At 72.0% G+C, this 24911-nt stretch carries 21 protein-coding genes and 3 tRNA genes; 10 read left to right on the top strand and 14 right to left on the bottom strand.

The features are described from left to right. Positions 1-322 precede the first annotated feature (322 nt). Positions 323-529, bottom strand: coding sequence for a developmental transcriptional regulator BldC (gene bldC / locus ACIOD1_RS19390; RefSeq protein ID WP_003949541.1), 207 nt, complete (start codon positions 527-529; stop codon positions 323-325). A 591-nt stretch (positions 530-1120) separates the two neighbouring features. Next, positions 1121-1975, bottom strand: coding sequence for a hypothetical protein (locus ACIOD1_RS19385; protein ID WP_365622234.1), 855 nt, complete (start codon positions 1973-1975; stop codon positions 1121-1123). Positions 1976-2155: 180 nt separating this feature from the next. On the opposite strand from ACIOD1_RS19385, the gene ACIOD1_RS19380 reads away from it, so the two are divergent. Together ACIOD1_RS19380 and ACIOD1_RS19375 are read left to right on the top strand one after the other, a co-directional pair. Beyond that, positions 2156-3280 (top strand): Glu/Leu/Phe/Val dehydrogenase dimerization domain-containing protein, encoded by a 1125-nt coding sequence (locus ACIOD1_RS19380; protein WP_365622231.1) that lies wholly within the window; start codon positions 2156-2158, stop codon positions 3278-3280. A gap of 275 nt (positions 3281-3555) precedes the next feature. Continuing rightward, entirely contained in the window at positions 3556-3825 is a 270-nt protein-coding gene (locus ACIOD1_RS19375) for a DUF3073 domain-containing protein (protein ID WP_365622228.1), read from the top strand. Positions 3826-3925: 100 nt separating this feature from the next. Here ACIOD1_RS19375 and purM read toward each other — a convergent pair whose 3' ends face one another. Both purM and purF read right to left on the bottom strand, forming a co-directional pair. Next, positions 3926-4996, bottom strand: coding sequence for a phosphoribosylformylglycinamidine cyclo-ligase (gene purM / locus ACIOD1_RS19370; RefSeq protein WP_365622225.1), 1071 nt, complete (start codon positions 4994-4996; stop codon positions 3926-3928). A gap of 99 nt (positions 4997-5095) precedes the next feature. After that, positions 5096-6613, bottom strand: a complete 1518-nt coding sequence (gene purF, locus ACIOD1_RS19365) for an amidophosphoribosyltransferase (protein WP_365622222.1) — start codon at positions 6611-6613, stop codon at positions 5096-5098. 205 nt (positions 6614-6818) lie between these two features. On the opposite strand from purF, the gene ACIOD1_RS19360 reads away from it, so the two are divergent. Both ACIOD1_RS19360 and ACIOD1_RS19355 read left to right on the top strand, forming a co-directional pair. Further along, entirely contained in the window at positions 6819-6914 is a 96-nt protein-coding gene (locus tag ACIOD1_RS19360; protein WP_350877587.1) for a putative leader peptide, read from the top strand. Positions 6915-7079: 165 nt separating this feature from the next. Further along, on the top strand, positions 7080-8525 hold the full coding sequence (locus ACIOD1_RS19355) for a sulfatase (RefSeq protein ID WP_401903519.1): 1446 nt from the start codon (positions 7080-7082) through the stop codon (positions 8523-8525). Positions 8526-8628: 103 nt separating this feature from the next. Here ACIOD1_RS19355 and ACIOD1_RS19350 read toward each other — a convergent pair whose 3' ends face one another. The 5 genes from ACIOD1_RS19350 to purS all read right to left on the bottom strand — a co-directional run bounded on the left by ACIOD1_RS19350 (position 8629) and on the right by purS (position 13283). Then, a complete protein-coding gene (locus ACIOD1_RS19350) occupies positions 8629-9120 on the bottom strand; it encodes an META domain-containing protein (protein WP_365622216.1) in 492 nt (163 codons plus the stop codon). Between the two features lie 47 nt (positions 9121-9167). Then, a complete protein-coding gene (locus tag ACIOD1_RS19345) occupies positions 9168-9962 on the bottom strand; it encodes a sterol carrier family protein (RefSeq protein WP_365622213.1) in 795 nt (264 codons plus the stop codon). A gap of 146 nt (positions 9963-10108) precedes the next feature. Beyond that, on the bottom strand, positions 10109-12358 hold the full coding sequence (purL, locus tag ACIOD1_RS19340) for a phosphoribosylformylglycinamidine synthase subunit PurL (RefSeq protein WP_401903516.1): 2250 nt from the start codon (positions 12356-12358) through the stop codon (positions 10109-10111). Beyond that, entirely contained in the window at positions 12355-13035 is a 681-nt protein-coding gene (gene purQ / locus ACIOD1_RS19335; protein ID WP_365622207.1) for a phosphoribosylformylglycinamidine synthase subunit PurQ, read from the bottom strand. Before purQ ends, purL begins: the two co-directional genes overlap by 4 nt. Before the next feature lie 2 nt (positions 13036-13037). After that, positions 13038-13283, bottom strand: coding sequence for a phosphoribosylformylglycinamidine synthase subunit PurS (purS, locus tag ACIOD1_RS19330; RefSeq protein WP_042801325.1), 246 nt, complete (start codon positions 13281-13283; stop codon positions 13038-13040). Between the two features lie 327 nt (positions 13284-13610). Between purS and ACIOD1_RS19325 the strand changes: the two genes are divergently transcribed. The 6 genes from ACIOD1_RS19325 (at position 13611) to ACIOD1_RS19300 (ending at position 16513) form a co-directional block, all read left to right on the top strand. Beyond that, complete coding sequence (locus tag ACIOD1_RS19325) at positions 13611-13928, top strand: Lsr2 family protein (protein WP_365622204.1); 318 nt, start codon at positions 13611-13613, stop codon at positions 13926-13928. A gap of 88 nt (positions 13929-14016) precedes the next feature. Beyond that, positions 14017-14088, top strand: a tRNA-Gly gene (locus tag ACIOD1_RS19320). 78 nt (positions 14089-14166) lie between these two features. Continuing rightward, positions 14167-14239 (top strand) — tRNA-Gly (locus ACIOD1_RS19315). 324 nt (positions 14240-14563) lie between these two features. Next, entirely contained in the window at positions 14564-15808 is a 1245-nt protein-coding gene (locus tag ACIOD1_RS19310) for a sensor histidine kinase (protein ID WP_401903513.1), read from the top strand. Then, positions 15805-16416 carry a response regulator transcription factor gene (locus tag ACIOD1_RS19305; protein WP_365622198.1) on the top strand — a complete coding sequence of 204 codons (612 nt, stop codon included), beginning with the start codon at positions 15805-15807 and terminating at the stop codon, positions 16414-16416. The genes ACIOD1_RS19310 and ACIOD1_RS19305 overlap by 4 nt, the downstream gene beginning before the upstream one ends. Before the next feature lie 24 nt (positions 16417-16440). Next, positions 16441-16513: transfer RNA gene (locus ACIOD1_RS19300), tRNA-Gly, on the top strand. Between the two features lie 112 nt (positions 16514-16625). On the opposite strand, the gene ACIOD1_RS19295 is transcribed toward ACIOD1_RS19300, so the two are convergent. The 5 genes from ACIOD1_RS19295 to ACIOD1_RS19275 form a co-directional block, all read right to left on the bottom strand. Next, positions 16626-17528, bottom strand: a complete 903-nt coding sequence (locus ACIOD1_RS19295; RefSeq protein WP_365622195.1) for a phosphoribosylaminoimidazolesuccinocarboxamide synthase — start codon at positions 17526-17528, stop codon at positions 16626-16628. 74 nt (positions 17529-17602) lie between these two features. Continuing rightward, positions 17603-19084, bottom strand: coding sequence for a N,N-dimethylformamidase beta subunit family domain-containing protein (locus tag ACIOD1_RS19290; RefSeq protein WP_365622192.1), 1482 nt, complete (start codon positions 19082-19084; stop codon positions 17603-17605). A gap of 232 nt (positions 19085-19316) precedes the next feature. Next, a complete protein-coding gene (locus tag ACIOD1_RS19285; protein WP_365622189.1) occupies positions 19317-21086 on the bottom strand; it encodes a hypothetical protein in 1770 nt (589 codons plus the stop codon). A 288-nt stretch (positions 21087-21374) separates the two neighbouring features. Next, positions 21375-22628 (bottom strand): phosphoribosylamine--glycine ligase, encoded by a 1254-nt coding sequence (gene purD / locus ACIOD1_RS19280; protein WP_365622186.1) that lies wholly within the window; start codon positions 22626-22628, stop codon positions 21375-21377. A gap of 60 nt (positions 22629-22688) precedes the next feature. Further along, complete coding sequence (locus tag ACIOD1_RS19275) at positions 22689-24908, bottom strand: DNA polymerase III subunit gamma and tau (protein WP_401903510.1); 2220 nt, start codon at positions 24906-24908, stop codon at positions 22689-22691. Between the last annotated feature and the right edge of the window lie 3 nt (positions 24909-24911).

The following is a 24911-nucleotide window of genomic DNA, read 5'->3' as shown; positions in this document are numbered from 1 at the left end:
TTACGGGGTGCATTGACGGTTGCACAAGAGTGATCAACTGTGACGGGAGTCACCACACGAGTTTTTGAGACTCGTACGTTTATCGGACTCCTACGCCAGGTCGATTTTATATGTGCAATGGCACCCACCCGTCGGGCGGTCCGCGCCTCTCGTGAAACCGGCTCTCTCCGGGCATAAAAAAAGATCGCGCTGGACCCGGCGGAGTCCAGCGCGACCGAACGACTGTGAGCCTGTTGGGGCAGGCTCGCCGTTTTGAAGCAAGGTGGGTTTCATCGGATTGGGGGACCCGATATGAACCCGTTAAAGCGGGGTGTTGCGGGGCCTAGGCCTCGCTGCGCTGCTGCGGAATTCCCGCAAGCAGTGCGCGAACCTCAGCCTCGCGGTAGCGGCGGTGTCCACCCAGGGTGCGGATGGACGTGAGCTTGCCAGCCTTGGCCCAGCGGGTGACCGTCTTCGGGTCCACGCGGAACATCGTGGCAACCTCAGCCGGGGTCAGCAGCGGCTCGGCATCAGGGGTGCGAGCGGTCATGAGCGGCCTCCTCGGGAGAACCGAACCATCTCGGTTCTTTCCTCTAAATTCTGCACCTTGGCCCACGGTGCCCGAAATGGACATACGCAGGCCGAGTCGGTTATAGGACGAACGGCTTGTCCTCGGCACTACAACTACACCATCCGTCCAGCCCCAAGGGCCAAACCGATGGAATTGCCCTCCGAGGTGTTCATCAGCGGCGGAAGCCGATGGACCGTCCCATAGCGGACAGTCACCCCACTGTGACGATCAGTCACAGAGCGATCAGGAGTCACGAGACCCCCCATAGAGTGCAATGCCGAGCATTCCGCCCATAGTTGGACGAATGGAACCCTCCCCGGACTCCTTGTCCTATTTTGGCACGAGGGTAGGGGAAGGGTGCAAGGGTGTAGATAGTGCGGTCCGTCACGCTTGAGCCAATGGCCCGTATCGGGACGTAGGTCCCGGAACTAAGACCCCAATGCGACGATCAAGGCCCTGATCTGCTGTTTATGGCCGATCAGCCGATACAGGCGATACGCACGGTACGCGTGGGGTCCCCGATCCGGGCCGTTTCATGATCCACGTCACGTTCGGATCGAAAGAGACGGCCTAGTTGGCGAACAGTCTTTCCCGCACCGCCCTCCAGCGCAGCGCCAGCTCCCCGTAGACCTCCGACGCCCCCTCGTAGTCCTCCGCCCGCAGCGCCGCGATCCCCGCCGCGAGATCGCGGGCCGAGCGGTCGCCGGCCAGCCCGTCAGCCGGCAGCGCGTGCAGCAGCCCCCCGTAGTCCAGTTCGACCATCGACCCGGGGTGGAACTCCTCCAGCCAGCTGCCGACCTCGACCAGCCCCTCCGCGAGCTGCCCGTACCCCTCCGCCTCCCGCAGGGTCCTCAGCCCGCGCGCCAGGCGTCGGCGGGCCTGGACCATCGGCGTCCGGTAGCGCAGCCGTTCGCCCGGGAGGTAGTCCCGCTCCTCGTCCGCCACCAGGACGAACCAGCGCAGCGGCACCTGCCACACCCCCGTCCGGATCCACGGCCGCGCGTCCGGGTTCCGCTCGCGCCAGACCTCGTACTCCTCCGACGCCCGCAGGCGCGCCGGCGCCGGCAGCGCCGCGTCCAGCACCGGCAGGGGGAGGTTCTCCACCAGCTCGCGCAGCGCCAGCCAGCCGCGCAGCCGCGTCCGCCACGGGCAGACCAGCAGCAGCCCGTCCAGCTCCGCTGTGAAGGCGTCCCCGCTCTCCCGCTCCGGGACCCCGACCACCGGCACCCGCACCAAATCGGTCAGGGAGCGGCGCAGTTCGTCCTGGGCGGTGGGGGTGGACCCGCGCCGGGCGTACGCCGCCCAATGGGTGCGCTCCGGCTCCGGGAAGGCCACCAGGGGCTCGTAGACGCGCAGGTAGGAGGCGTAGGGAACCACGGGCAGGGGGCGCACGGAGGGCGGCCTCGGGTCGGGGGATTCGCTCACGCTGTCGTACTGCCCCCTTTGGGGCGCTCCTTCACCTCCGGCGCGCCCGGGAACCGCTCCCGCGAGGGCCGCGTTCCGATCCCCGGACAGGGGCTTCCCGTACGCCCCGCAGGTCTTACGCTGCTCCCAGCGCGCCCTCCCCCACCCGCAGGGCGGGCGTCTTTCCGCCGCATCTCTTCCATGGGAGTCACCACCGTGACCGAAATGACCGACGGCGTCCTGCACACCCTGTTCCGCAGCGAACAGGGCGGCCACGAGCAAGTCGTGCTGTGCCAGGACCGAGCGTCAGGCCTCAAGGCCGTCATCGCCATCCACTCCACCGCCTTGGGCCCGGCCCTCGGCGGTACGCGCTTCCACGCGTACGCCTCCGACGAGGAGGCCGTCCGTGACGCGCTGAACCTCGCGCGCGGCATGTCGTACAAGAACGCCCTCGCCGGTCTCGACCTCGGCGGCGGCAAGGCCGTGATCATCGGCGACCCGGACGTGCTGAAGTCCGAGGAACTGCTGCTGGCCTACGGCCGGTTCGTGGAGTCCCTCGGCGGCCGCTACGTCACCGCCTGCGACGTCGGCACCTACGTCGCCGACATGGACGTCGTGGCCCGCGAGACCCGCTGGGCCACCGGCCGCTCCCCCGAGAACGGCGGCGCCGGCGACTCCTCGGTCCTCACCGCCTTCGGTGTCTTCCAGGGCATGCGCGCCAGCGCCCAGCACCTGTGGGGCGACCCGACCCTGCGCGGCCGCAAGGTCGGCGTCGCGGGCGTCGGCAAGGTCGGCCGGCACCTCGTGGAGCACCTCCTGGAGGACGGCGCCGAGGTCGTGATCACCGATGTGCGCACGGAGTCCGTGGACGAGATCCTCGGCCGGCACCCGGGCGGCCGGGTCTCCGCCGTCGCCGACACCGAGGCGCTGATCCGCACGGCGGGCCTGGACATCTACGCCCCCTGCGCCCTCGGCGGCGCGCTGAACGACGACTCCGTCCCGGTGCTCACCGCGACCGTCGTCTGCGGCGCGGCCAACAACCAGCTCGCCCACCCCGGTGTGGAGAAGGACCTCGCGGACCGAGGGATCCTCTACGCCCCGGACTACGTGGTCAACGCGGGCGGGGTCATCCAGGTCGCGGACGAGCTGCACGGCTTCGACTTCGACCGGTGCAAGGTCAAGGCGGCGAAGATCTTCGACACCACCCTGGCAATATTCGCACGTGCGAAGTCTGACGGCATCCCGCCGGCCGCCGCGGCCGACCGGATCGCCGAACAGCGGATGGCGGAGGCCCTCGCCACCCGCGCTGCGGCCCGTAAGGCCTAGCCGTGCGGGGCCCGCCGGGGCATGGCGAGACGGAACTCACTGTGCCTCGGCGGGTCGGCGGCCCGGAAAGCGTTAAAATCGCAGCTGACCAGCGAGTACGGGGTGTCCCGCTGGTCCTGCGGCAAGGCGTGTCATGCGGGCGGCGTACCGTATGGCCGCGGAAGCAGGTACCGTTAAACCCCTACGGACGGTCTCTCCACGGAGAGCCCGCTCCGAACCATGAACGCGTGTCAGACTCTGGGGCCGTCGAGCCCCGTCACCGAGGGGGTCGAGCCATGGGGCGCGGCCGGGCCAAGGCCAAGCAGACAAAGGTCGCCCGCCAGCTGAAGTACAACAGCGGCGGGACTGATCTCTCGCGTCTGGCCAACGAGCTGGGCGCATCGCCGACGGAGCCGCTGCCTATTAGCGTGCCGGTCGAGGTCGATGACGATCAGGATGATGACGAAGACGACCCGTACGCCAAGTACGCGGCTCTGTACAACAGCGATGACGACGACGACGAGGACGAACAGTCCGGTCCGTCGGCGCATCGTCGCGGGGCTTGACGCGCAGATCCTCCTGCACGGCGGTTCCCGGGCGAGCTGACGCCTCATCCAAACAGAAACCCGGTCCAGGGATACACCCCGGACCGGGTTTCAGTGCTGCTCAGACCGCGTAGGACCCGGTGAGGGTCGCACCCTCGGCGTGGTCGCCACGGTCCAGGATCTCGCCGGCGACCCAGGCGTCCACGCCCCGGTCGGCCAGCGCGGTGAGGGCCACGTCCACCGACTCCTGCGGGACCACGGCCATCATGCCGACGCCCATGTTCAGGGTCTTCTCCAGCTCCAGCCGCTCCACCGCGCCGGCCTTGCCGACCAGGTCGAAGATCGCGCCCGGGGTCCAGGTCGAGCGGTCGACCGTGGCGTGGAGGTGGTCCGGGATCACCCGGGCCAGATTGGCCGCGAGGCCACCGCCGGTGATGTGCGAGTACGCGTGCACCTCGGCCGTCCGGGTGAGGGCGAGGCAGTCCAGCGAGTAGATCTTGGTCGGCTCCAGCAGTTCCTCGCCGAGGGTCCGGCCCAGCTCCTCGACGTGGGCGTCCAGGGACATCCCGGCCCGGTCGAAGAGCACGTGGCGGACGAGCGAGTACCCGTTCGAGTGAAGGCCGGAGGATGCCATCGCGATGACGGCGTCCCCCGTACGGATGCGATCCGCTCCCAGGAGCCGGTCGTACTCGACGACACCCGTGCCCGCACCCGCCACATCGAAGTCGTCCGGGCCCAGCAGGCCCGGGTGCTCGGCCGTCTCGCCGCCGACCAGGGCGCAGCCGGCGAGGACACAGCCCTCGGCGATGCCCTTGACGATGGCCGCGACACGCTCGGGATGCACCTTGCCGACGCAGATGTAGTCCGTCATGAAGAGCGGCTCGGCGCCGCACACGACGATGTCGTCCATGACCATCGCGACCAGGTCGTGGCCGATCGTGTCGTAGACGCCCATCTGACGGGCGATGTCGACCTTGGTGCCCACCCCGTCGGTGGCGGAGGCCAGGAGCGGGCGCTCGTAGCGCTTGAGGGCGGAGGCGTCGAAGAGGCCGGCGAAACCGCCGAGGCCGCCGAGGACCTCGGGGCGCTGCGTCTTCTTCACCCACTCCTTCATCAGCTCGACGGCGCGGTCGCCCGCTTCGATGTCCACGCCCGCGGCTGCGTAGCTGGCACCGGTGGTCTTCTCTGTCATGACAGGGAGAGCTTTCGTGTCGTTACTGCGGGTGGTGCGGGGCCCTGGGAAAAGCCTGAAAGACAGGGCCCGGCGCAGGTGGGGCAGGGGAGCGGGGATTCAGGGGCGGCGGAGCGCGTCGGCGGCGTCGGTGCCGCCCGCGAGCTCGGTCTCCAGGAGCTGCTTGCCGAGGAGCTGCGGGTCGGGCAGCGCCATCGGGTACTCGCCGTCGAAGCAGGCACGGCAGAGGTTGGGCTTCTGGATGGTCGTCGCCTCGATCATCGCGTCGAGCGAGATGTACGAGAGCGAGTCCGCGCCCATCGACGTGGCGATCTCGTCGACCGTCATGCCGTTGGCGATCAGCTCGGCCCGGGTGGCGAAGTCGATGCCGAAGAAGCACGGCCACTTCACCGGCGGGGAGGAGATCCGGATGTGGACCTCGGCCGCACCGGCCTCGCGGAGCATCTTCACGAGCGCGCGCTGGGTGTTGCCGCGGACGATCGAGTCGTCGACGACCACCATGCGCTTGCCGCGGATGACTTCCTTGAGGGGGTTGAGCTTGAGACGGATGCCGAGCTGGCGGATCGTCTGCGAGGGCTGGATGAAGGTCCGGCCCACGTAGGCGTTCTTGACCAGGCCGACCCCGAACGGAATTCCGCTGGCCTCGGCGTACCCGACGGCGGCGGGCGTGCCCGACTCCGGAGTCGCTATGACCAGGTCGGCTTCGACCGGGGCTTCCTTGGCGAGGCGCCGACCCATCTCGACACGCGAGAGGTACACGTTCCGGCCGGCGATGTCGGTGTCCGGGCGCGCCAGGTAGACGTACTCGAAGACACAACCCTTGGGCTTCGCTTCTGCGAAGCGCGAGGTGCGCAGGCCGTTCTCGTCGATCGCGATGAGCTCGCCCGGTTCGACCTCGCGGACGAAGCTGGCGCCGCAGATGTCGAGGGCGGCGGTCTCGCTCGCGACCACCCAGCCGCGCTCAAGGCGGCCGAGGACCAGCGGGCGGATGCCCTGCGGGTCACGGGCGGTGTAGAGGGTCCCCTCGTCCATGAAGACGAGGGAGAAGGCGCCCTTGACCTTCGGGAGGACCTTGGTGGCCGACTCCTCGATGGTCAGGGGCTTGCCGTCTTCGTCGGTCTGTCCGGCGAGGAGGGCGGTGACCAGGTCGGTGTCGTTGGTGGCCGCCACCTGGGTGGCACGGCCGTCCTGACGGGGGAGGTCCGCGACCATCTCGGCGAGCTCGGCGGTGTTCACCAGGTTGCCGTTGTGACCCAGGGCGATCGAGCCGTGGGCGGTCGCGCGGAAAGTGGGCTGCGCGTTCTCCCAGACGGAGGCTCCGGTGGTCGAGTAGCGGGCGTGACCGACCGCGATATGACCTTGGAGCGAGCCGAGAGAGGTTTCGTCGAAGACCTGGGACACGAGGCCCATGTCCTTGAAGACGAGGATCTGGGAACCGTTGCTCACAGCGATTCCCGCGGACTCTTGTCCGCGGTGCTGTAGCGCATACAGTCCGAAGTAGGTGAGCTTGGCGACCTCTTCACCCGGAGCCCAGACACCGAAGACGCCGCAAGCGTCCTGGGGGCCCTTCTCACCGGGGAGCAGGTCGTGGTTGAGTCGTCCATCACCACGAGGCACGGCTCCGAGTGTAGGCGAGATCGACCACCGGTCCGAATTGGGGACCGCCGGGAAAGGTCACAGTGCGGACGGTCCGGTAGCCCGTGCGGAGGGTGACCGCAGGGTGTTGCCGGCGGGTGCGCGGCGGGTCACGGGGGGTGGCCGTCTCGATATCCGGAATGGCCTGGTTGACAGGTACCTGTGCGTTCGTACAGGCTTCCGCCCCATGCAGCCCCTCGGTGACCGCTCCGTCACCCTCGTAGAGCGCCGGCACGTGGACCTGGTCCGTGTCGCGAGCGCCATCTGTCGCTGCCCCGCGTAGTCCTCCGCCGCGCCGTGGCGCACCCCTTCCGGCCCGAGCCGGCCTCCGGGTCGGCCGTCGCGCCGTCCCCCGTCTGACTTCCTGCCCCGTCCAGCCCGCTCCGCCGTGCCGTGCGCCGTCCCGCGCCGCCCGGAGCGGGCCGGCGGGCCGTGCCTTGGAGTACCTGTGAGTACGAACGAATCCCCCCTGTCCCGGCGTGCCTTCGGCGGCGCCGTGGGTGTGACCGCGGCCGCCGCGGCGGTGGGGCTGGGTGCCGCGGCGGCGCCCGCCTCGGCCGCCGGGTCCGGGCCCTTCGAGGCCCAGTACGCCGGGCCCGACGAGCGGGAGTTCAAGGCCGCCCGGGGGCGGGGCTCCCGGCGTCCGAACATCCTGTTCATCCTGGGCGACGACCTCGGCTGGTCGGACCTCTCCTCGTACGGCGCCCCGCACATCAAGACCCCGAACCTGGACCGACTGGCCCGCCAGGGCGTGCGGTTCACCGACGCGTACTCCGGCTCGGCGACCTGCTCCCCGACCCGGTTCAGCCTGTACACGGGCCGCTACCCGGCCCGGACCAAGGGCGGTCTCGCGGAGCCGATCGCCGACAAGTCGGCGGGTCTGGAGCCCACCCACCCGACGCTGGCCTCGCTGCTGAAGGAGTCCGGCTACGCCACGGCCCTCATCGGCAAGTGGCACGCGGGGTCCCTGCCGGACTACAGCCCGACCAAGTCGGGTTGGGAGGAGTTCTTCGGGAACTTCGGCGGTGCGCTGGAGTACTACTCGAAGCTGGGCCTGGGCGGCGAGTACGACCTCTTCGAGGGCGACGCCGAGTACAAGGACCTGCGCTACTACACGAAGATCATCACCGAGCGGGCGAGCGAGTACGTCTCCCGCGACCACCACGGCAAGCCGTGGCTGCTGAACCTCAACTTCACCACCCCGCACTGGCCGTGGATAGCCGAGGGGGACACGAAGGAGAGCGCCGAGATCGTCCGCCGGATCAAGGCGGGCGACGCGCGGGCGCTGTGGCACCAGGACGGCGGCTCCGTCGAGAAGTACAAGCAGTTGGTCGAGGACCTGGACCGGTCGATCGGCGAGGTGCTGAAGGCCCTCAAGCGCTCCGGCCAGGAGGACGACACCCTCGTGGTGTTCTCCAGCGACAACGGCGGCGAGCGGTTCTCCTACAACTGGCCGCTGTCGGGCAACAAGGCCTCCCTCCAGGAGGGCGGGATCCGGGTGCCGAACATCGTGCGCTGGCCCGCGCGGCTGGACGGCGGCCAGGTCAGCCACGTGCCGGTCTTCAGCCCGGACTGGACGGCGACCCTGCTGGAGCTGGCGGGCACCCGCCCGCACCGCGCCTACCCCCTCGACGGGGTGAGCCTCGCCGGGTACCTGCTGCGGGGCGAGAAGGTCGCCGAGCGGAACCTGTTCTGGCGGGTGCGCGGGGAGCGTGCGCTGCGCCGGGGCGACTGGAAGTACTACCAGGGCAAGTCGGGCCGGGACCAGCTGTTCAACCTGGCCGGGGACGTCCGCGAGCAGGCCGACAAGGCGGCCGTGGAGCCGGCCCGGCTGGCGGAACTCCGCGCGGCCTGGGAGAAGACGAACGCCACCCTCCTGCCCTACCCGGCCTGACCCGGGGCTCGGGCCGGCGCCCCGGGCGGCTTGGGCGGCTTGGGCGGCTTGGGCGGCTTGGGCGGCTTGGGCGTACCCGGCGGCTCGGGCGGCTTGGGCGGCCTCACTCGGCGGCCGAGGCGGCCTCCGCGCGGAGGGTTCCGCCGTCGGGCGCGGTGAGGGTGAGGGTGTGGGCCTGGATCTTCCAGGTGAGCGGGCCGCTGCCGAACAGGCCGGTCAGGGCCTGTTCCACCGCGCCGGCCGAGCCCTCGCAGGCCATCCGGGTGGTGGTCAGCGGGCCGACGGTGAGGGTGGCGCCCTCCACGGTGGCCGGGGCGCTGAAGCGGTTGCAGCCGAGGTTCCCCGAGGCCTGCCCCTCGGGGGTCAGCGCGAAGCGGGCCCGGCCTTCGGGTGCTCCGGCCCCGGCGGCGGAGTCGACCACCCAGGTGGTGGCGACGAGCGGGGCGTCCGGGGTGGCCTGCGGGGAGCCGGGGCCGTCGGGGGTGAGGGCCGCCTGCGGGGTCGCGCCCTGGCAGGCGGTGAGGGCGAGCCCGGCGAGGAGGGCCAGGCCGGGGGCGAGGCGCCGGGGGGTCCTGGAGGTCCTGGGAGTACGCATGCTCCTGGGACGGGACCCGGCGCCCGCCGGTTCCGCCGTTCGCCCGTTCAGCTCATCAGGGGCAGCAGCGCGGCGAGGTCGGCCCGCTCGCCACTGGCCCGGACCCGGGCGGCGTCGAGCGCCTCCGACCAGGCGGTACGACCCGTCGCGAGGCGGAGCCAGGTCAGCGGGTCGGTCTCCACCACGTTGGGCGGCGTACCCCGGGTGTGACGGGGCCCCTCGACGCACTGGACCACCGCGAAGGGCGGGATCCGCACCTCGACCGCGCCGCCGGGGGCCTTGAGGGCGAGGCAGTCGGCGAGGAGGCGGGTACAGGCGGCGAGGGCCTGCCGGTCGACGGGGACGTCCAGACCGGGCAGGGCCCGGTTCAGGTCGTCGGTGTGCACGACCAGCTCCACGGTCCGGGTGACCAGGAAGTCGGCGAGGGTCATGTCGCCGATCCACAGGTCGAGGACCCGGCTGCCGGGGTGCGCGGCCAGCGCCCCGTCCATCCGGGCGGCGGCCCGGTCGTACAGCTCGGGCAGCGGGGCCCCGGTCAGGGTCTCGCGGGCGGCCTCGGAGATCTGCCCGGCGAGGGAGCCGGTGGCGAAGGGCCACTCGACGGCGCTCAGCTCCGCGACGGCGCCGGGCGGTCGGGCCAGGCTGCCGGCCAGGGAGTCGGCGATCCACGCGAGGTGCGCGGCGAGTTCGGCCACCGACCACTCCCCGACCCCGCTGGGCCGCTCCAGCTGCTGCGGGGTCAACGCCCGTACGGCCTCGGCGACATGCCCGAACTGGGTGGTGACGGCCGCGCGGATCTTGGCGGCGTCGTAGGTGCGCGGCTTCTTCTTGGCGGGCGGCATGGCCCGACCCTACTCGCGCGACCGACGCTCCTCGCGCGGCCGAGGCCCCTCGCGCGGCCGACCGCCCGGGTCGCGGACGTCGGACCCGTGAACGCGCGGGCCCCCGGCCGGAGGGATCCGGCCGGGGGCTCGCGAACGGGCGGGGATCAGGCCAGCAGGGCCGGGATCGTCGCCTCGTGGGCCTCGCGGAGTTCGGCCAGCGGGAGCGTGAACTCGCCCTGGACCTCGATCTCCTCGCCGTCCACCACGCCGATGCGGGCGGCCGGCAGGCCCCGCGCACCGCACATGTCGGTGAACCGCAGCTCCTCGCTGCGCGGGACGGCCACGATGGCCCGGCCCGCGGACTCGGAGAACAGGAACGTGAAGGCGTCCAGACCCTCCGGGACCACCACGCGCGCACCGTTGCCGCCGCGCAGGCAGGACTCGGTGAGCGCCTGGATCACGCCGCCGTCGGACAGGTCGTGCGCCGCGTCGACCATGCCGTCGCGGGAGGCGGAGATCAGGATCTCGCCCAGCAGCTTCTCCCGGCCGAGGTCCACCTTGGGCGGCATGCCGCCGAGGTGGTCGTGGACCACCTGGGACCAGGCCGAGCCGCCGAACTCCTCGGCCGTGTCGCCGAGCAGGTACAGCAGCTGACCGGCCTCCTTGAAGGCCATCGGCGTACGGCGGTTGACGTCGTCGATGACGCCGAGGACCGCCACGACCGGGGTCGGGTGGATCGCGACCTCGCCCGTCTGGTTGTAGAGCGAGACGTTGCCGCCGGTGACCGGGGTGCCCAGCTCCAGGCAGCCGTCGGCGAGACCGCGGGTGGCCTCGACGAACTGCCACATGACGTCCGGGTCCTCCGGCGAGCCGAAGTTCAGGCAGTCGGAGATGGCGAGGGGCTTGGCACCGGTCGCGGCGACGTTGCGGTACGCCTCGGCCAGAGCCAGCTGCGCGCCCGTGTACGGGTCGAGCTTGGCGAAGCGGCCGTTGCCGTCGGTGGCCATGGCCACGCCGAGGTTGGTCTCCTCGTCGATGCGGATCATGCCCGCGTCCTCGGGCTGCGAGAGCACCGTGTTGCCCTGGACGAAGCGGTCGTACTGGTCGGTGACCCACGCCTTCGACGCCTGGTTCGGCGACGAGACCAGCGCGAGGACCTGCGCGCGCAGCTCCTCGGAGGTCTGCGGGCGCGGCAGCAGGCCCGCGTCGTCCGCCTGGAGCGCGTCCTGCCAGGAGGGGCGCGCGTAGGGGCGGTGGTAGGTGGGGCCCTCGTGGGCGACGGTGCCCGGGGGCACGTCCACGATGAGCTCGCCGTGCCAGTAGATCTCCAGCTGCTCGCCTTCGGTCACCTCACCGATGACGGTGGCGATGACGTCCCACTTCTCGCAGATCTCCATGAAGCGCTCGACGTGCTGCGGCTCGACGATCGCGCACATGCGCTCCTGCGACTCGCTCATGAGGATCTCCTCGGGCGAGAGCGTCGCGTCGCGCAGCGGGACGGTGTCCAGCTCGACGCGCATGCCGCCGGAACCGGCCGAGGCCAGCTCGCTGGTGGCGCAGGAGAGCCCGGCGCCGCCGAGGTCCTGGATGCCGGCGACCAGCTTCTCCTTGAAGATCTCCAGGGTGCACTCGATGAGGAGCTTCTCCTGGAAGGGGTCGCCGACCTGGACCGCCGGGCGCTTGGTCGGCTTCGTGTCGTCGAAGGTCTCGGACGCGAGGACCGAGACGCCGCCGATGCCGTCGCCGCCGGTGCGGGCGCCGTAGAGGATGACCTTGTTGCCGGGGCCGGAGGCCTGGGCGAGGTGGATGTCCTCGTGCTTCATGACGCCGATGCAGCCGGCGTTGACGAGCGGGTTGCCCTGGTAGCAGGCGTCGAAGACGACCTCGCCGCCGATGTTGGGCAGGCCCAGGCAGTTGCCGTAGCCGCCGATGCCCGCGACCACGCCCGGCAGGACGCGCTTGGTGTCGGGGTGGTCGGCCGCGCCGAAGCGCAGCGGGTCCACGACGGCGACCGGGCGGGCGCCCATGGCGAGGATGTCGCGGACGATGCCGCCGATGCCGGTGGCCGCGCCCTGGTAGGGCTCGATGTACGACGGGTGGTTGTGCGACTCGACCTTGAAGGTGACCGCGTAGCCCTGGCCGACGTCGACGACGCCGGCGTTCTCGCCGATGCCGACGAGCATGGCGTCGCTCGCGGGCTTCTTCTCGCTGAACTGCTTCAGGTGGATCTTGCTGCTCTTGTACGAGCAGTGCTCGGACCACATGACGGAGTACATGGCCAGCTCGGCGCCGGTGGGACGGCGATCGAGGATCTCCCGGATCCGGGCGTACTCGTCCTCCTTGAGGCCGAGTTCCTTCCAGGGCTGCGCCGCGTCCGGGGTCTCGGTGGCGTTCTTGACGGTGTCGAGGCTCATGCGGAGACCAGCTTCTTCAGGACCGACGTGAAGAACGGGAGGCCGTCGGTGCGGCCCGTCCCGATCAGCGGCTCGACCGCGTGCTCGGGGTGCGGCATCAGGCCGACGACGTTGCCCGCGGCGTTGGTGATGCCGGCGATGTCGCGCAGCGAGCCGTTCGGGTTCCCGTCGAGGTACCGGAAGGCCACTCGGCCTTCGGCCTCCAGTTCGTCGAGCGTGTGCTCGTCGGCGGTGTAGCGGCCGTCCATGTTCTTGAGCGGGACGGAGATCTCCTCGCCGGTGGTGTAGTCACCGGTCCAGGCGGTCTCCGTGTTCTCCACCCGCAGCTTCTGGTCGCGGCAGATGAAGTGGAGGTGGTTGTTGCGGAGCATCGCCCCCGGCAGCAGGTGGGCCTCGGTGAGGACCTGGAAGCCGTTGCAGATGCCGAGGACGGGCATGCCGGCCTTGGCCTGCTCGATGATGGTCTCCATCACCGGCGAGAAGCGGGAGATGGCCCCGGCGCGCAGGTAGTCCCCGTAGGAGAAGCCGCCCGCGAGGACGACCGCGTCGACCTGGTGAAGGTCCTTGTCGCGGTGCCAGAGCGAGACCGGCTCGGCCCCCGCGAGGCGGATGGCGCGCAGCGAGTCACGGTCGTCGAGCGTTCCGGGGAACGTGACGACTCCGATGCGAGTGGTCACCGTCAGGCCTCGACCTTCACGGTGAAGTCTTCGATGACGGTGTTGGCGAGGAACGTTTCGGCCATCTTGTGGATGCGGTCGAGGGCGGCCTGGTCGACCGGTCCCTCCACCTCCAGTTCGAAACGCTTCCCCTGGCGGACGTCGGCGATCCCGTCGAAGCCCAGGCGCGGCAGTGCACGCTGCACCGCCTGGCCCTGGGGGTCGAGGATCTCCGGCTTGAGCATGACGTCGACTACGACGCGTGCCACTGGCACTCCCGATGAGGTGGTTGGTGCGAAGGCGGTTCCGCCAGCGTACCCGGCCGAAATTTCTACGCGGGTAGATATGGCCCGGGCGCGACCGGCACGCGGTTTCGGCTTCACCAACGCTTCGCAAAATCCATCGGAAAACCACGCCCCCGCCATTGCGGCGGGACACGCGGGGAGAATTAACTGGGCTTCGCAATTCAATGAGAATCACGGTACAAAGGAATCAGCCGTGATTCCTACGGTTTGATGCATTCCACCGAAACATCCACACAGGCGACATCACCGCACGTCAGCAGGCGGCGAGGGCGCACGAAGGGACCGATATCCGTGGCGCAGCGCGTAGTAGTCACGCTCTCCGACGACATCGATGGCGGAGAAGCGGCGGAAACGGTCGTGTTCGCTCTGGACGGTAAGACCTACGAGATCGACCTCAATGTGGCCAACGCAAAGAAACTGCGGAAGGGCCTGGCCCCCTTCGTGGCCGCGGGGCGCCGGCAGTCCCGCTCGGGGAAGGCGTTCAAGCTCACCTCGGTCGCACCCGATCCGGCGGTCGTCCGCGCCTGGGCGCGGGCCAACCAGCACGACGTGCCGCCGCGCGGCCGGATCCCCAAGCGGGTCTACGAGGCCTACAACGAAGCCCACTGAGAGCTGATTTGCCATGCACCCCCTCGGATCGACTAGTGTGTGGATCACGCCGAGGGGCCAGGCCGAAAAGCCACGGACCCGAAGTCGTGCGGGTGTAGTTCAGTAGCAGAACACCCCCCTTCCAGGGGGGAGGCGCAGTGTGCAATCCCTGTCACCCGCTCTGCACGCTTTACCGACCACGGTTGTGGATCAGGTAGAGTGATGCTCGCAGCTCACGACACCTGTGTCGTGGAAGCATGCGGACGTAGCTCAGTTGGTAGAGCACCACCTTGCCAAGGTGGATGTCGCGCGTTCGAGTCGCGTCGTCCGCTCAGAGAGAAAAGCCCCGATCGGTGATCCGATCGGGGCTTTCTTCGTTCCCACTCATTACCGTCCCGTCCGCCGGGCACTCGACCGCATGTGGTGCGCCTCACCTCCCGATGACAAATGTCATCGCGCGCCGTGACGGGGCGCACTGTCGACCCGGTCGGACCGCCGCGAGGCTGGAGCCGTGGCCGACGCCGTGGCCGACACCATCGACGACCGACACGGCGACGGCCCGGTCCGGCCCGGATGATGGTCCTGGTGTGTGCCGGCCGGCGGGGGTTCCGTCGGGAACCGCCATGTGGGGACGAGGAAGTCGGGGGATCGCAAGGGTGTCGAAACTGACCGGGTGGTGGAAGCACCGCGGCAGCGCGGCGAAGGTCGAGCTGTACACGCGCTGGTCCTTCCACTCCTTCGTGCTGCTGGAGATCCTCGGCTTCGGGCTGCCCGCGCTGGCCTCCTCGGGCGATCGCGGCCCCACCGGGGCCTCGGGCGGGCTCTTCCTGCTGGTGTGCGCGCACGCCGTGCTGATCGGCTTCCTGACCTCCCGGGCCCTCGACTGGATCACCGGCGGCCGGGAGCGGCCCGTACGGCTCGTGGTGGCGGTGGTGGTCACGACGGTCGCCTTCTGGCTGGTGGCCCTCTCCCTGGTGAGGGCCGGACGGATCGAGAGCCCGACCGCCCTGGTGCTCGTGTCCGGGGTGTCCTGCTTCGGCAGCGGCTCGGTGGTGCTGTCCCTGCGGAAGGTCCGGCACATGCGGTACGTCCCGCCGGCCACGGCGGTGAGCCTGGGCGCGGCGGTGTTCGCTTTCGGGCTGCCCGCCTCCGAGGTCCTCGGGTACGCCGTCGGGGTGCTGCTGTCGAGCGGGTTCATGGGGATCGCCTACGGCTTCTCCGGCTGGCTGCTCAATACCGTCCACGAACTCGACCGCGCCCGCGAGCTCCAGGCCCGGCTGGCCGTCGCCGAGGAGCGGCTGCGCTTCGGGCGGGACCTGCACGACGTGATGGGGCGCAACCTCGCAGTGATCGCCCTCAAGAGCGAGCTGGCCGTGCAGTTGGCCCGCCGGGGGCGCCCCGAGGCGGTGGACCAGATGATCGAGGTGCAGCGGATCGCGCGGGAGTCCCAGCGCGAGGTACGCGACGTGGTGCGCGGCTACCGGGAGGCCGACCTCGCGGTGGAGCTGGAGGGTGCCCGCGGGGTGCTGGCCGCCGCCGGGATGGAGTGCCGGGTCGAGGTCGCGGCGGGCGCGGGCGGTCCGTTGCCGTCCGAGGTGCAGTCGGCGCTGGGTTGGGTGGTCCGGGAGGCCACCACGAACGTCCTGCGGCACGGGGACGCGCGCAGCTGCCTGATCCGGTTGAGCCTGGACGGGGTCTCGGGCGCGGTGACCCTGCTGGTGGAGAACGACGGGGCCCCGGAGGCCCCGACCGGGCCGCCCGGCTCCGGGCTCGCCGGGCTGCGCGAGCGGCTCGCCGCGGTGGAGGGGACCCTGCTGGCCGGTCCGGCCGAGGGCGGCCGGTTCCGGCTGCGGGCCGAGGTGCCGGGACAGCGAACGCGACAGGTGGAGGTGGGGGCGTGACTCCCGTACGAGTACTGCTGGCCGACGACGAGCACCTGATCCGGGGCGCGCTGGCGGCGCTGCTGGGGCTGGAGGACGACCTGGTGGTGGTCGCCGAGGCCGCCTCGGGGCCGGAGGCCCTGGCGATGGCACGGGCGCACCGGCCGGACGTGGCGGTGCTGGACCTGCAGATGCCGGGGGCGGACGGTGTGAGCGTGGCCACATCGCTGCGGGCCGAACTTCCCGAGTGCAGAACCATGATCGTGACCAGTCACGGCCGCCCGGGACACCTCAAGCGGGCCCTGGCCGCCGGCGTACGGGCCTTCGCGCCCAAGACGGTGTCGGCGCAGCGGCTGGCCGAGCTGATCCGGACCGTGCACGCCGGAGGGCGGTACGTGGACCCGGAGTTGGCGGCCGACGCGATCAGCGCCGGGGACTCGCCGCTGACGGCCCGGGAGGCGGAGGTGTTGGAACTCGCGGCGGACGGGGCGCCGATCGCGGAGATCGCGGAGCGGGCCTCGCTGTCCCAGGGGACCGTGCGCAACTACCTGTCCTCGGCGGCGACGAAACTGGGCGCCGAGAACCGTCACACCGCGGTGCGTCTCGCGCGGTCCCGAGGTTGGGTATAGTTGGTCCCGCGCTACGGCGCACAGGCGGACATAGCTCAGTTGGTAGAGCACCACCTTGCCAAGGTGGATGTCGCGCGTTCGAGTCGCGTTGTCCGCTCAGTTGGAGAAGGCCCCGATCGGTGATCCGATCGGGGCCTTCTTCGTGTTCGCGGCCCGGTCCCCTTCGGGACGGGCGCCGCCCGGGGCCGTGGGCCCCGGGCGGGGGTGCCTCAGTTCCAGGGCAGGCCGGTGAGGCGCTCGTAGGCCTCGACGTACTTGGCGCGGGTCTGGTCGACCACGTCCTGGGGCAGCGCGGGCGGCGGGAGTTCGCCCTTGGGGTCCCAACCGGACGCCGGGGAGGACAGCCAGTCGCGGACGTACTGCTTGTCGTAGGACGGCTGGGCGTGGCCGGGCTCCCAGAGGTCGGCGGGCCAGAAGCGCGAGGAGTCCGGGGTGAGGACCTCGTCGGCGGCGACCAGCTTGCCGGCCTCGTCGAAGCCGAACTCGAACTTGGTGTCCGCGAGGATGATCCCGCGCTCGCGGGCGATGTCCCGGGCGCGCGCGTACACGTCGAGGGTGGTCCGGCGCAGCACCGCCGCCGTCTCGGCGTCGGTGGTGCGCACGACCTCCTCGTAGGAGACGTTCTCGTCGTGCTCGCCGACCGCGGCCTTGGCGGCCGGGGTGAAGATCGGGGCGGGCAGCTCGGAGCCGTCGACCAGGCCCTCGGGGAGGGCGAGTCCGCAGACGGTACGGGTCTGGCGGTACTCCGCGAGGCCGGAGCCGGTGAGGTAGCCGCGGGCCACGCACTCGACGGGGACCATGTCGAGGTTCTGGCAGATCAGGGTGCGCCCGGCCCAGTCGGCGGGGGCCCCGGCGGGCAGGTCGGTGGAGACGACGTGGTTCGGGACCAGGTCGGCGAGCTGGTCGAACCACCACAGGGAGAGCTGGGTCAGCACCCGCCCCTTGTCCGGGATCTCGGTGGGCAGGACCCAGTCGAAGGCGGACATGCGGTCACTGGCGACCATGACCAGCCGGCCGTCCTCATCCCGGTACAGGTCGCGGACCTTGCCGGTGTGGACGTGGACGAGGCCGGGCACCTGCACCGGCTCGGGCTTTTCGACGAATCCGGACACGGGGTCTCCCTGTGGTTCTGTACGAGCGCCCGCCCATTCTCCCGTACGGGGCCCCCTGCCCGCTTCACGGGGTCTCAGTCGTGTTTGCAGATCCGGTCGAGGAGATTGGCCGTGGCCCGCTGGACCCGCTCGTCCACGTGGCCGGGGCGGTCGAGCGCCGGGGACCAGGCGAAGGTGCCGGAGGCGAAGACCAGCGCCCCGCTCGGCGCCCGGTACAGGCTGGTCTCCTGGTGGCGCTTGGCGCCCTCGCTGTCCAGGTACGGGGAGTGCGCGAGGAGGATCCGGTCCTGGTGCTCGGGGAGCTGGGTGCGCGGGAAGTAGCGGTCGGCCTCGCCCGCGACGAGACCGTCGAGCTCGTCGTTCTCGGAGGCGCCGGTGGAGTCCCAGAGCCAGTGCGTGGAGTTGCGCACGATCAGGGGCGCGGGTTCGGGGACCCGCCCGGCGTACTGGATGCCGAGGAGCTGCTGTTCGGGGCGGTCGACCTCGCGCCACAGGGCCGAGCGGCCGGGGCCCCGGCGCTTGCGGCAGGTGAGGAGCCGGTCGGGGACCCCGGAGGCGGAGGGGCCCAGCTCGACCTGCCAGTACATGGTGTTGGCGGACAGGAACACCAGCGAGGTGCCGTGGGCGCGGGCGGCCTCGGCGGTGCGGCGCATGGGGGCCGACCAGTACTCGTCGTGGCCGGGGAAGACCAGGCCCCGGTAGCGGGTCGGGTCGATCCGCCCGGCGTGCAGGTCGCGGGTGTCGGCGTAGGCGAGGTCGTAGCCGTAGCGCTCGGCCCAGCGGATGAAGTCGTAGGCGTGGCCCACGTGCAGGGGGAGGCCCGCGCCCGCGTAGGGGCGGTCGAAGGAGACGGTGGTGGCGGCGTCGGCCTCGCCGAGGAGGCGGCCGTCCTCGTCCCACGCGTGGTAGAGGCTGGCGCCGGTGTGGCCGTCCTCGGGGTAGAGGTTGTAGGCCTGCCAGGTGATGTCCGGGAGCAGGAGCAGCAGGTCGGCGGGGTGGTCGTCGCGCACCGTGAAGGGGATGTGGGAGCGGTAGCCGTCGAGGGTGGTGAGGACGGCCACGTACGCGCCGACGCTCCAGTAGCTCGGCACCTGGAGCCGCCAGGACATCCACCAGTGGTGGCAGGAGACCGTGCGGTCGGCGGTGAGCGGGGCGGGCTGGACGATGCCGGACAGCCGGGGGCTGGTGGTGATCTTGGAGGCGCCGTCGCCGCCGTAGTGGCCGATCCGGTAGACGTCCACCGAGAACTGTTGGGGCGGGTCGACGGTGACGTGGAAGTCGATCGCCTCGCCGGGGGTGACGGATCCCGTGGAGGCGAACCCCTTGATCTGGCGGTGGACGTCGTCGGCGGTGAGCGGGCCCCCGCCGGAGCTGCGGGTGCGGGGGAGCTGGCCGGGGGCGAGGGAGGGGTCCACGTACCAGGGGACGACCTGGCCCGTGTCGCCGAAGTACAGCTCGCTGCCCCGGAACCACGGCAGTGGTCCCTGGCCGAAGGGGTCGGTCACCGCGTGCGCGAGCGCACCTGACTCCCACCGCCGGATCTGGTCCGCACCCATACCGCTCCCCTCCCTCGCTCCCCCGAACGCTTCTCTGTCCACTCTTCTGCTCTTCCGCGGTCTTTCCACCGGGTCGCACGGCGGGTTTCGGACACCTCCGCGCCACCGGTCCCCAGCACATCACATAACGCACGCGGTCCGTCACCGTTCGTCGCGAATTGACGAGACCGGAACCTGGAAGCGGAAGTACCGCTTCGGTGCGGTGGGTGGACCGTCGGCGCCGGGGCGCCGGTCAGACCAGGCGGACGGGCTTCTCCGGGCGGACGCCGATCTCCGCGAGCCAGTCCCGCAGGGGCTCCGGGTCCCCGTCCTCGACGAGGCAGAGCACGCGCGGTGCGAGGTCGGCCCGGCGCTCGCCGCCGACGAGCAGGACCGGGCCGTCGAGCCAGTCCAGGCCGGGGCCCGCCCCGGCCGAGTCCAGGGCCGCGCAGCAGACCAGCGCCGTTACGTGGTCGGCCAGCAGGTCCCGGCCGCTGCGCGGGGGCTGGAGGGGGAACAACGGCAGGGTGTCCGCGCCCCGGGCCTTCGCGGCGCCGGTGCCGGCTCCGGCGGTGGCCGCGCCGGTGGCGCCGGAGCGCTCCTCGCGGGCCAGGTCCCCGCTGAGCCGCCCGGCGAGGGTGTCCGCGGCCGCGCCTTCGCCGGCCGGGTCGGCGAGGTAGCCGAGGACCCGCTCCAGGGTGGGCCCGCCGAAGGCGTCGGCGGGCGCGGGGGCGGTGGGGGCGGTGGCCGTGGGGGGAGCGGTGGCCGTGGGCGGCCTGGTGGCCTTGGGCGGAGCGGTGGCCTTGGGCGGGGTGGTGGCGGCCTGGGCGGTCGGCTCGGTCGCGTTCGTCGCGGCGTCGGTCAGGGCGTCCAGGGCGGCGTGAAGCCGGGCGGCCTCGGTCCGCCACTTGCGGTCCACGACCTCCTCCGGGTACGCCGCCCAGTCCACCGGCGACCAGTCGGGGCCGGCCTCGGCCGGGCCGCCGTGGAACAGCCGGGCGGCCAACAGGGAGGCGGCCTCGTCCATCAGCCCGGGCTGCTCCAGGAGGTCGCAGGCGGGGCGCTCGCCGAGCCGGGAGGTGAACCCGTCGGCGAGGCGGTCCCGGCGGGACAGCTCGGTCAGGGCGGAGACCACCCCGGCGTCGAGGTGCGCGGGCCAGCGGCCCATCCGCCAGGCGGGCAGCGCGACCCGGGTCAGCAGCCGGTCCCAGCCCGCGTACGCCAGGCCGACCTGCTCCTGGGCGAGGATGCGCAGCGCGTAGTCCACGCCGTGGGCGCGGTCCGAGGCGGCGGCGGCGACCCCGCGCTCCATCTCGGCGGCGTCGGTCTGACACAGGCGCAGCAGCAGCCGGGCGGGGGCGCCGATCCAGCCGAGGCCGGGTCGGTCGCCGATGTCCACGGCCGCGTCGAGGCCCCGTACGAAGCCGCGCGCGTCCGCTATGTCGGGGTGGGCGGAGGGGCCCGTGCCGGCGACGACGGGCGCGAGGACGGCCCGTAGCTCGGCGACCCGCATCCACCACATGAAGGGCGAGCCGATGACCAGCACCGGCGCCGCTCCCGGGAGGGACTCCGGCCCCGGCGCCATCCCGGAACGTGCCCGACGGTGGGCGGGGTGGGTGCGGTCCTCCAGCCAGCTGTCGCAGTCCGGGGTCAGGGCTATCGCGGAGGGCGCGGGCACGTCCATCCGGTCCGCCAGGTCACGCACGAGGCGGTAGAGGTCGGGGGCGGCGGCCTCGGGCAGCGCCACCGTGGGCGTCACGGCCGGGCTCGCCCGGAGCACGACGGCGCCGAAGATCCCGCCCACGAGCAGGACGAGCGCGGCGACGGCGCAGACGACCAGGGTCACGGCGGGCCAGGGATCCCCGACCAGCCGACCCGTCATCCGGGCGGCCACGAGCACCACCGCCACGGCGGTGGGCAGCAGCACGACGGCCAGCGCCCTGCTGCGGACCCGCAGCACGGCCAAGGCCCGTGAACGCGCGGAGGGCGCACTCACTTCAGCGATCGAACCGGTTCCGGACACGGCCGGACCTCACCCCCTCTGCCCTGCGGCGGCGTAGCTCACTCCCCCACTGTGACACCCGCCACCGACATCGCAATGCCGGTGGGCCATGTGCCGGAATGCTTGCGCCGCACCCTAGTTGGGGTGGAGGCGGACGTCAGGCAGTCCGGGCGACCATCACCCGATGGAATGGCTTTGGGCAAAGGTGGGTGCGTTCGAACGCGGCCGGATGCAGTCGTACGCGGACACGCGCGCGGGCCCGGTGCGCGTGTTTCGCGCTCCGGGCCCGCCGCTTCACCGCCCTGCTGGTCAGCGGCCTTCGGCCGCCTTCTCGGCGATGTCGGTGCGGTGCTGGGAACCGTCGAGCCTGATCCGCGCGACGGCCTTATACGCCCTCTCGCGGGCCTGCGCCAGATCGGAACCGGTCGCCGTCACCGACAGCACCCGCCCGCCCGCGCTGACCACCGCGTCGCCCTCGCGCCGGGTACCGGCGTGCAGCACGTACGCGTCGGGCTCGTCCTCGGCGGCCACCTCGGCGAGGCCCTCGATGGGGTCCCCGGTGCGCGGGGTGTCGGGGTAGTTGTGGGAGGCGATGACGACGGTGACGGCCGCGTCGTCGTGCCAGGTGAGCGGCGGCCGGGTGTGCAGGGTGCCGTTGGCGGCGCCCAACAGGACGCCCGCGAGCGGGGTGCGCAGCCGGGCCAGGACGACCTGGGTCTCGGGGTCGCCGAAGCGGGCGTTGAACTCGATCACCCGGGTGCCGCGGCCGGTGATCGCCAGGCCCGCGTAGAGCAGCCCGGAGAAGGGGGTGCCGCGGTGGCGGAGCTCGTCGACGGTGGGCTGGAGGACCAGGTCCATGACCTCGTCGACCAGCTTGGGGTCGGCCCAGGGCAGCGGGGAGTAGGCGCCCATGCCGCCCGTGTTGGGGCCCGCGTCGCCGTCGAGGGCCCGCTTGAAGTCCTGGGCGGGCTGGAGCGGGAGCACGGTGACGCCGTCGGTGATGGCGAAGAGGGAGACCTCGGGGCCGTCGAGGTACTCCTCGATGACGACCCTCTGGCAGGCCAGGGCGTGGGCGCGGGCCGCGGCACGGTCCTCGGTGACCACGACGCCCTTGCCGGCGGCGAGGCCGTCGTCCTTGACCACGTAGGGGGCGCCGAAGGCGTCGAGGGCCGCGTCGACCTCGTCGGCGTCGACGCAGACGTAGCTGCGCGCGGTCGGGACCCCGGCCGCGGCCATCACGTCCTTGGCGAAGGCCTTGGAGCCCTCCAGTCGGGCGGCCTCGGCGGACGGGCCGAAGACGGGGATCCCGACGGCGCGCACGGCGTCGGCCACTCCGGCGACCAGGGGCGCCTCGGGGCCGACGACGACCAGGCCGGCGCCGAGTTCCGTGGCGAGCGCGGCGACCGCGTCACCGTCGAGGGGGTCGACCGGACGCAGCTCCGCCACCTCGGCGATACCGGCGTTGCCGGGAGCGCAGTAGAGCGCGGAGACGTCGGGGTCGAGGGACAGAGAGCGGCACAGGGCGTGTTCGCGGGCGCCGCCGCCGATGACGAGGACCTTCACGCCGCCCAGGGTAGCCCGGACCCGGTGGCGCGTTTCGTGCGGCCACCCAAGTACGGGCCCCTACTCGTTCGTGTATTCCTCCACAACGGTGGCTCCGAGCTCGCGCACGATCAGGTCGTGTCCGGTCAGGGCGCTGTCGACGAGGTCGGGGTCGTCGTCCTCCGCGAAGTCGTCCTCGGGGGCGACCGGCGGGGGCGCCTGCCGCTCCGGGGCCTGCGAGGCGGACGGCTGCTGCTGCGGCGGCTGGTACTGCTGCTGCGGAGCGGACCCCTGCGCCTGCTGGGGCTGCTGCGCCTGCTGGGCCGGCGGGTTGTAGGCCTGCGCGGGCGGGGCGGCGTACGAGGACGACTGGACGGGGGCCGGGCCGCCTCCGCCCACCACCGCCTCGATCCTCCAGTTGACCTGGAACTGCTCGGACAGCACCGCCTTGAGGACGTCCTCGCTGCCGCTGCTCGCGAAGTTGTCGCGGGCTCCGGGGTTGGGGAAGCCGAGCTGCAGGATCGTCCCGTCGAAGCCGACGACCTGGGCGTTCTGACTGAGCAGGATCCAGGTGAAGCGGCGGCGGTTCTTGACGGCCTCCAGAACGGACGGCCACATCGCCTGGACCTGCCCGGCTCCGGCGGCCATCCCGGCGGAGGGGCCGACGGCGGCCGGGGCGGCGGAGGCTCCCGGCGCCGCGGCGGGCTGTACGGGGGCCTGGGCCGGAGCCTGGGCCCCGCTGCCGGGCGCGGCGGCGCTGGGCCAGGCCCCGGCGGCGGGCTGCGCCGGGGCGGCGGCTGCGGGTGCGGCGGGTGCGGCGGCTCCCGGCCAGGCGCCGGGGGCGCCGCTGCCGGGCTGCGCGGCTCCGGGCCACGCCCCGGGCGCGGCGGCCGGCGGCGCGGACGGCGGCGCCACGGGGGCGGCGGCCGGTGCCGGGGCGGCCACCGGAGCGGGAGCCTGGGCGACGGGGGCCGCGGACGGCTGCGGGGCGGGGGTCGCCGGCGGCTGCGGGGCGGCGGCGGCCCGGGCGGCGGCGACTCCGCCCCCGGGACCGGCCGGAGCCATCCCGTGCGCCTCGGGCGCGGGCACGTACCCCAGGGCGGGAGGCGCGGCGGGCGCGGCGACGTAGGCCCCCGGGGGCGGACCGCTGCGCTCCAGCCGGTCGAGCCGGGCCTGGAAGGAGCGTTCGTCGTCGAAGGCGGCCGGGAGCAGCACCCGGGCGCAGATCAGCTCCAGCTGGAGCCGGGGCGAGGTCGCCCCGCGCATCTCGGTGAGTCCGGTGTTGACCAGGTCGGCGGCGCGCGACAGCTCGGCGGCGCCGAAGACGGCGGCCTGGGCCTGCATGCGCTCGACGACATCGGAGGGGGCGTCGATGAGCCCCTTCTCGCCGGCGTCGGGCACGGCGGCCAGGATCACCAGGTCGCGCAGCCGCTCCAGCAGGTCGGCGACGAAGCGGCGCGGGTCGTTGCCGCCCTCCACCACCCGGTCGACGACCTCGAAGGCGGCGGCCCCGTCCCCGGAGGCGAAGGCGTCGATGACGGAGTCGAGCAGGGAGGCCTCGGTGTAGCCGAGCAGGGAGGTCGCCATGGCGTACGTCACACCGTCGGCGGCGGCGCCGGCGAGCAGCTGGTCCATGACGGACATGGAGTCGCGGACGGACCCGGCGCCGGCCCGCACGACGAGCGGCAGCACGCCGTCCTCGACCGTGGCGTCCTCGCGACCGCAGACCTCGCCGAGGTAGTCGCGCAGGGTGCCGGGGGGCACGAGGCGGAAGGGGTAGTGGTGCGTACGGGAGCGGATGGTCCCGATGACCTTCTCGGGCTCCGTCGTCGCGAAGATGAACTTGAGGTGCTCCGGCGGCTCCTCGACCACCTTCAGCAGGGCGTTGAAGCCCGCCGAGGTGACCATGTGGGCCTCGTCGATGATGTAGATCTTGTACCGGCTGGAGGCGGGCCCGAAGAAGGCCTTCTCGCGCAGGTCACGAGCGTCGTCCACGCCACCGTGGGAGGCGGCGTCGATCTCGATGACGTCGATCGAGCCCGGGCCGTTCCTGGCGAGGTCCTGGCAGGACTGGCACACGCCGCAGGGCTCGGGCGTGGGGCCCTGCTCACAGTTCAGACAGCGCGCCAGGATGCGGGCGCTGGTCGTCTTTCCACATCCCCGCGGCCCGCTGAACAGGTACGCGTGATTGACCCGGTTGTTGCGCAGGGCCTGCATCAGCGGGGCAGTGACATGCTCCTGCCCGATGACCTCGGCGAACGACTCGGGGCGGTAGCGGCGGTACAGCGCAAGGGACGACACGTC

The organism is Streptomyces sp. NPDC088097, from assembly GCF_044741845.1.
In the GTDB taxonomy this organism is placed as follows: Bacteria; Actinomycetota; Actinomycetes; order Streptomycetales; family Streptomycetaceae; genus Streptomyces.
Note: the sequence above shows the minus strand (reverse complement) of the source record. Positions and strands in the feature narration are given on the sequence as shown.

Excerpts from the sequence above, each read along its gene's own strand:
- purM (WP_365622225.1), bottom strand. The coding sequence starts at position 4,996 with ATGACAGAGAAGACCACCGGTGCCAGCTACGCAGCCGCGGGCGTGGAC.
- ACIOD1_RS19350 (WP_365622216.1), bottom strand. The coding sequence starts at position 9,120 with ATGCGTACTCCCAGGACCTCCAGGACCCCCCGGCGCCTCGCCCCCGGC.
- ACIOD1_RS19290 (WP_365622192.1), bottom strand. The coding sequence starts at position 19,084 with ATGGGTGCGGACCAGATCCGGCGGTGGGAGTCAGGTGCGCTCGCGCAC.
- bldC (WP_003949541.1), bottom strand. The coding sequence starts at position 529 with ATGACCGCTCGCACCCCTGATGCCGAGCCGCTGCTGACCCCGGCTGAG.
- ACIOD1_RS19360 (WP_350877587.1), top strand. The coding sequence starts at position 6,819 with ATGCAGCCCCTCGGTGACCGCTCCGTCACCCTCGTAGAGCGCCGGCAC.
- purL (WP_401903516.1), bottom strand. The coding sequence starts at position 12,358 with ATGAGCCTCGACACCGTCAAGAACGCCACCGAGACCCCGGACGCGGCG.
- ACIOD1_RS19375 (WP_365622228.1), top strand. The coding sequence starts at position 3,556 with ATGGGGCGCGGCCGGGCCAAGGCCAAGCAGACAAAGGTCGCCCGCCAG.
- ACIOD1_RS19380 (WP_365622231.1), top strand. The coding sequence starts at position 2,156 with ATGGGAGTCACCACCGTGACCGAAATGACCGACGGCGTCCTGCACACC.
- ACIOD1_RS19345 (WP_365622213.1), bottom strand. The coding sequence starts at position 9,962 with ATGCCGCCCGCCAAGAAGAAGCCGCGCACCTACGACGCCGCCAAGATC.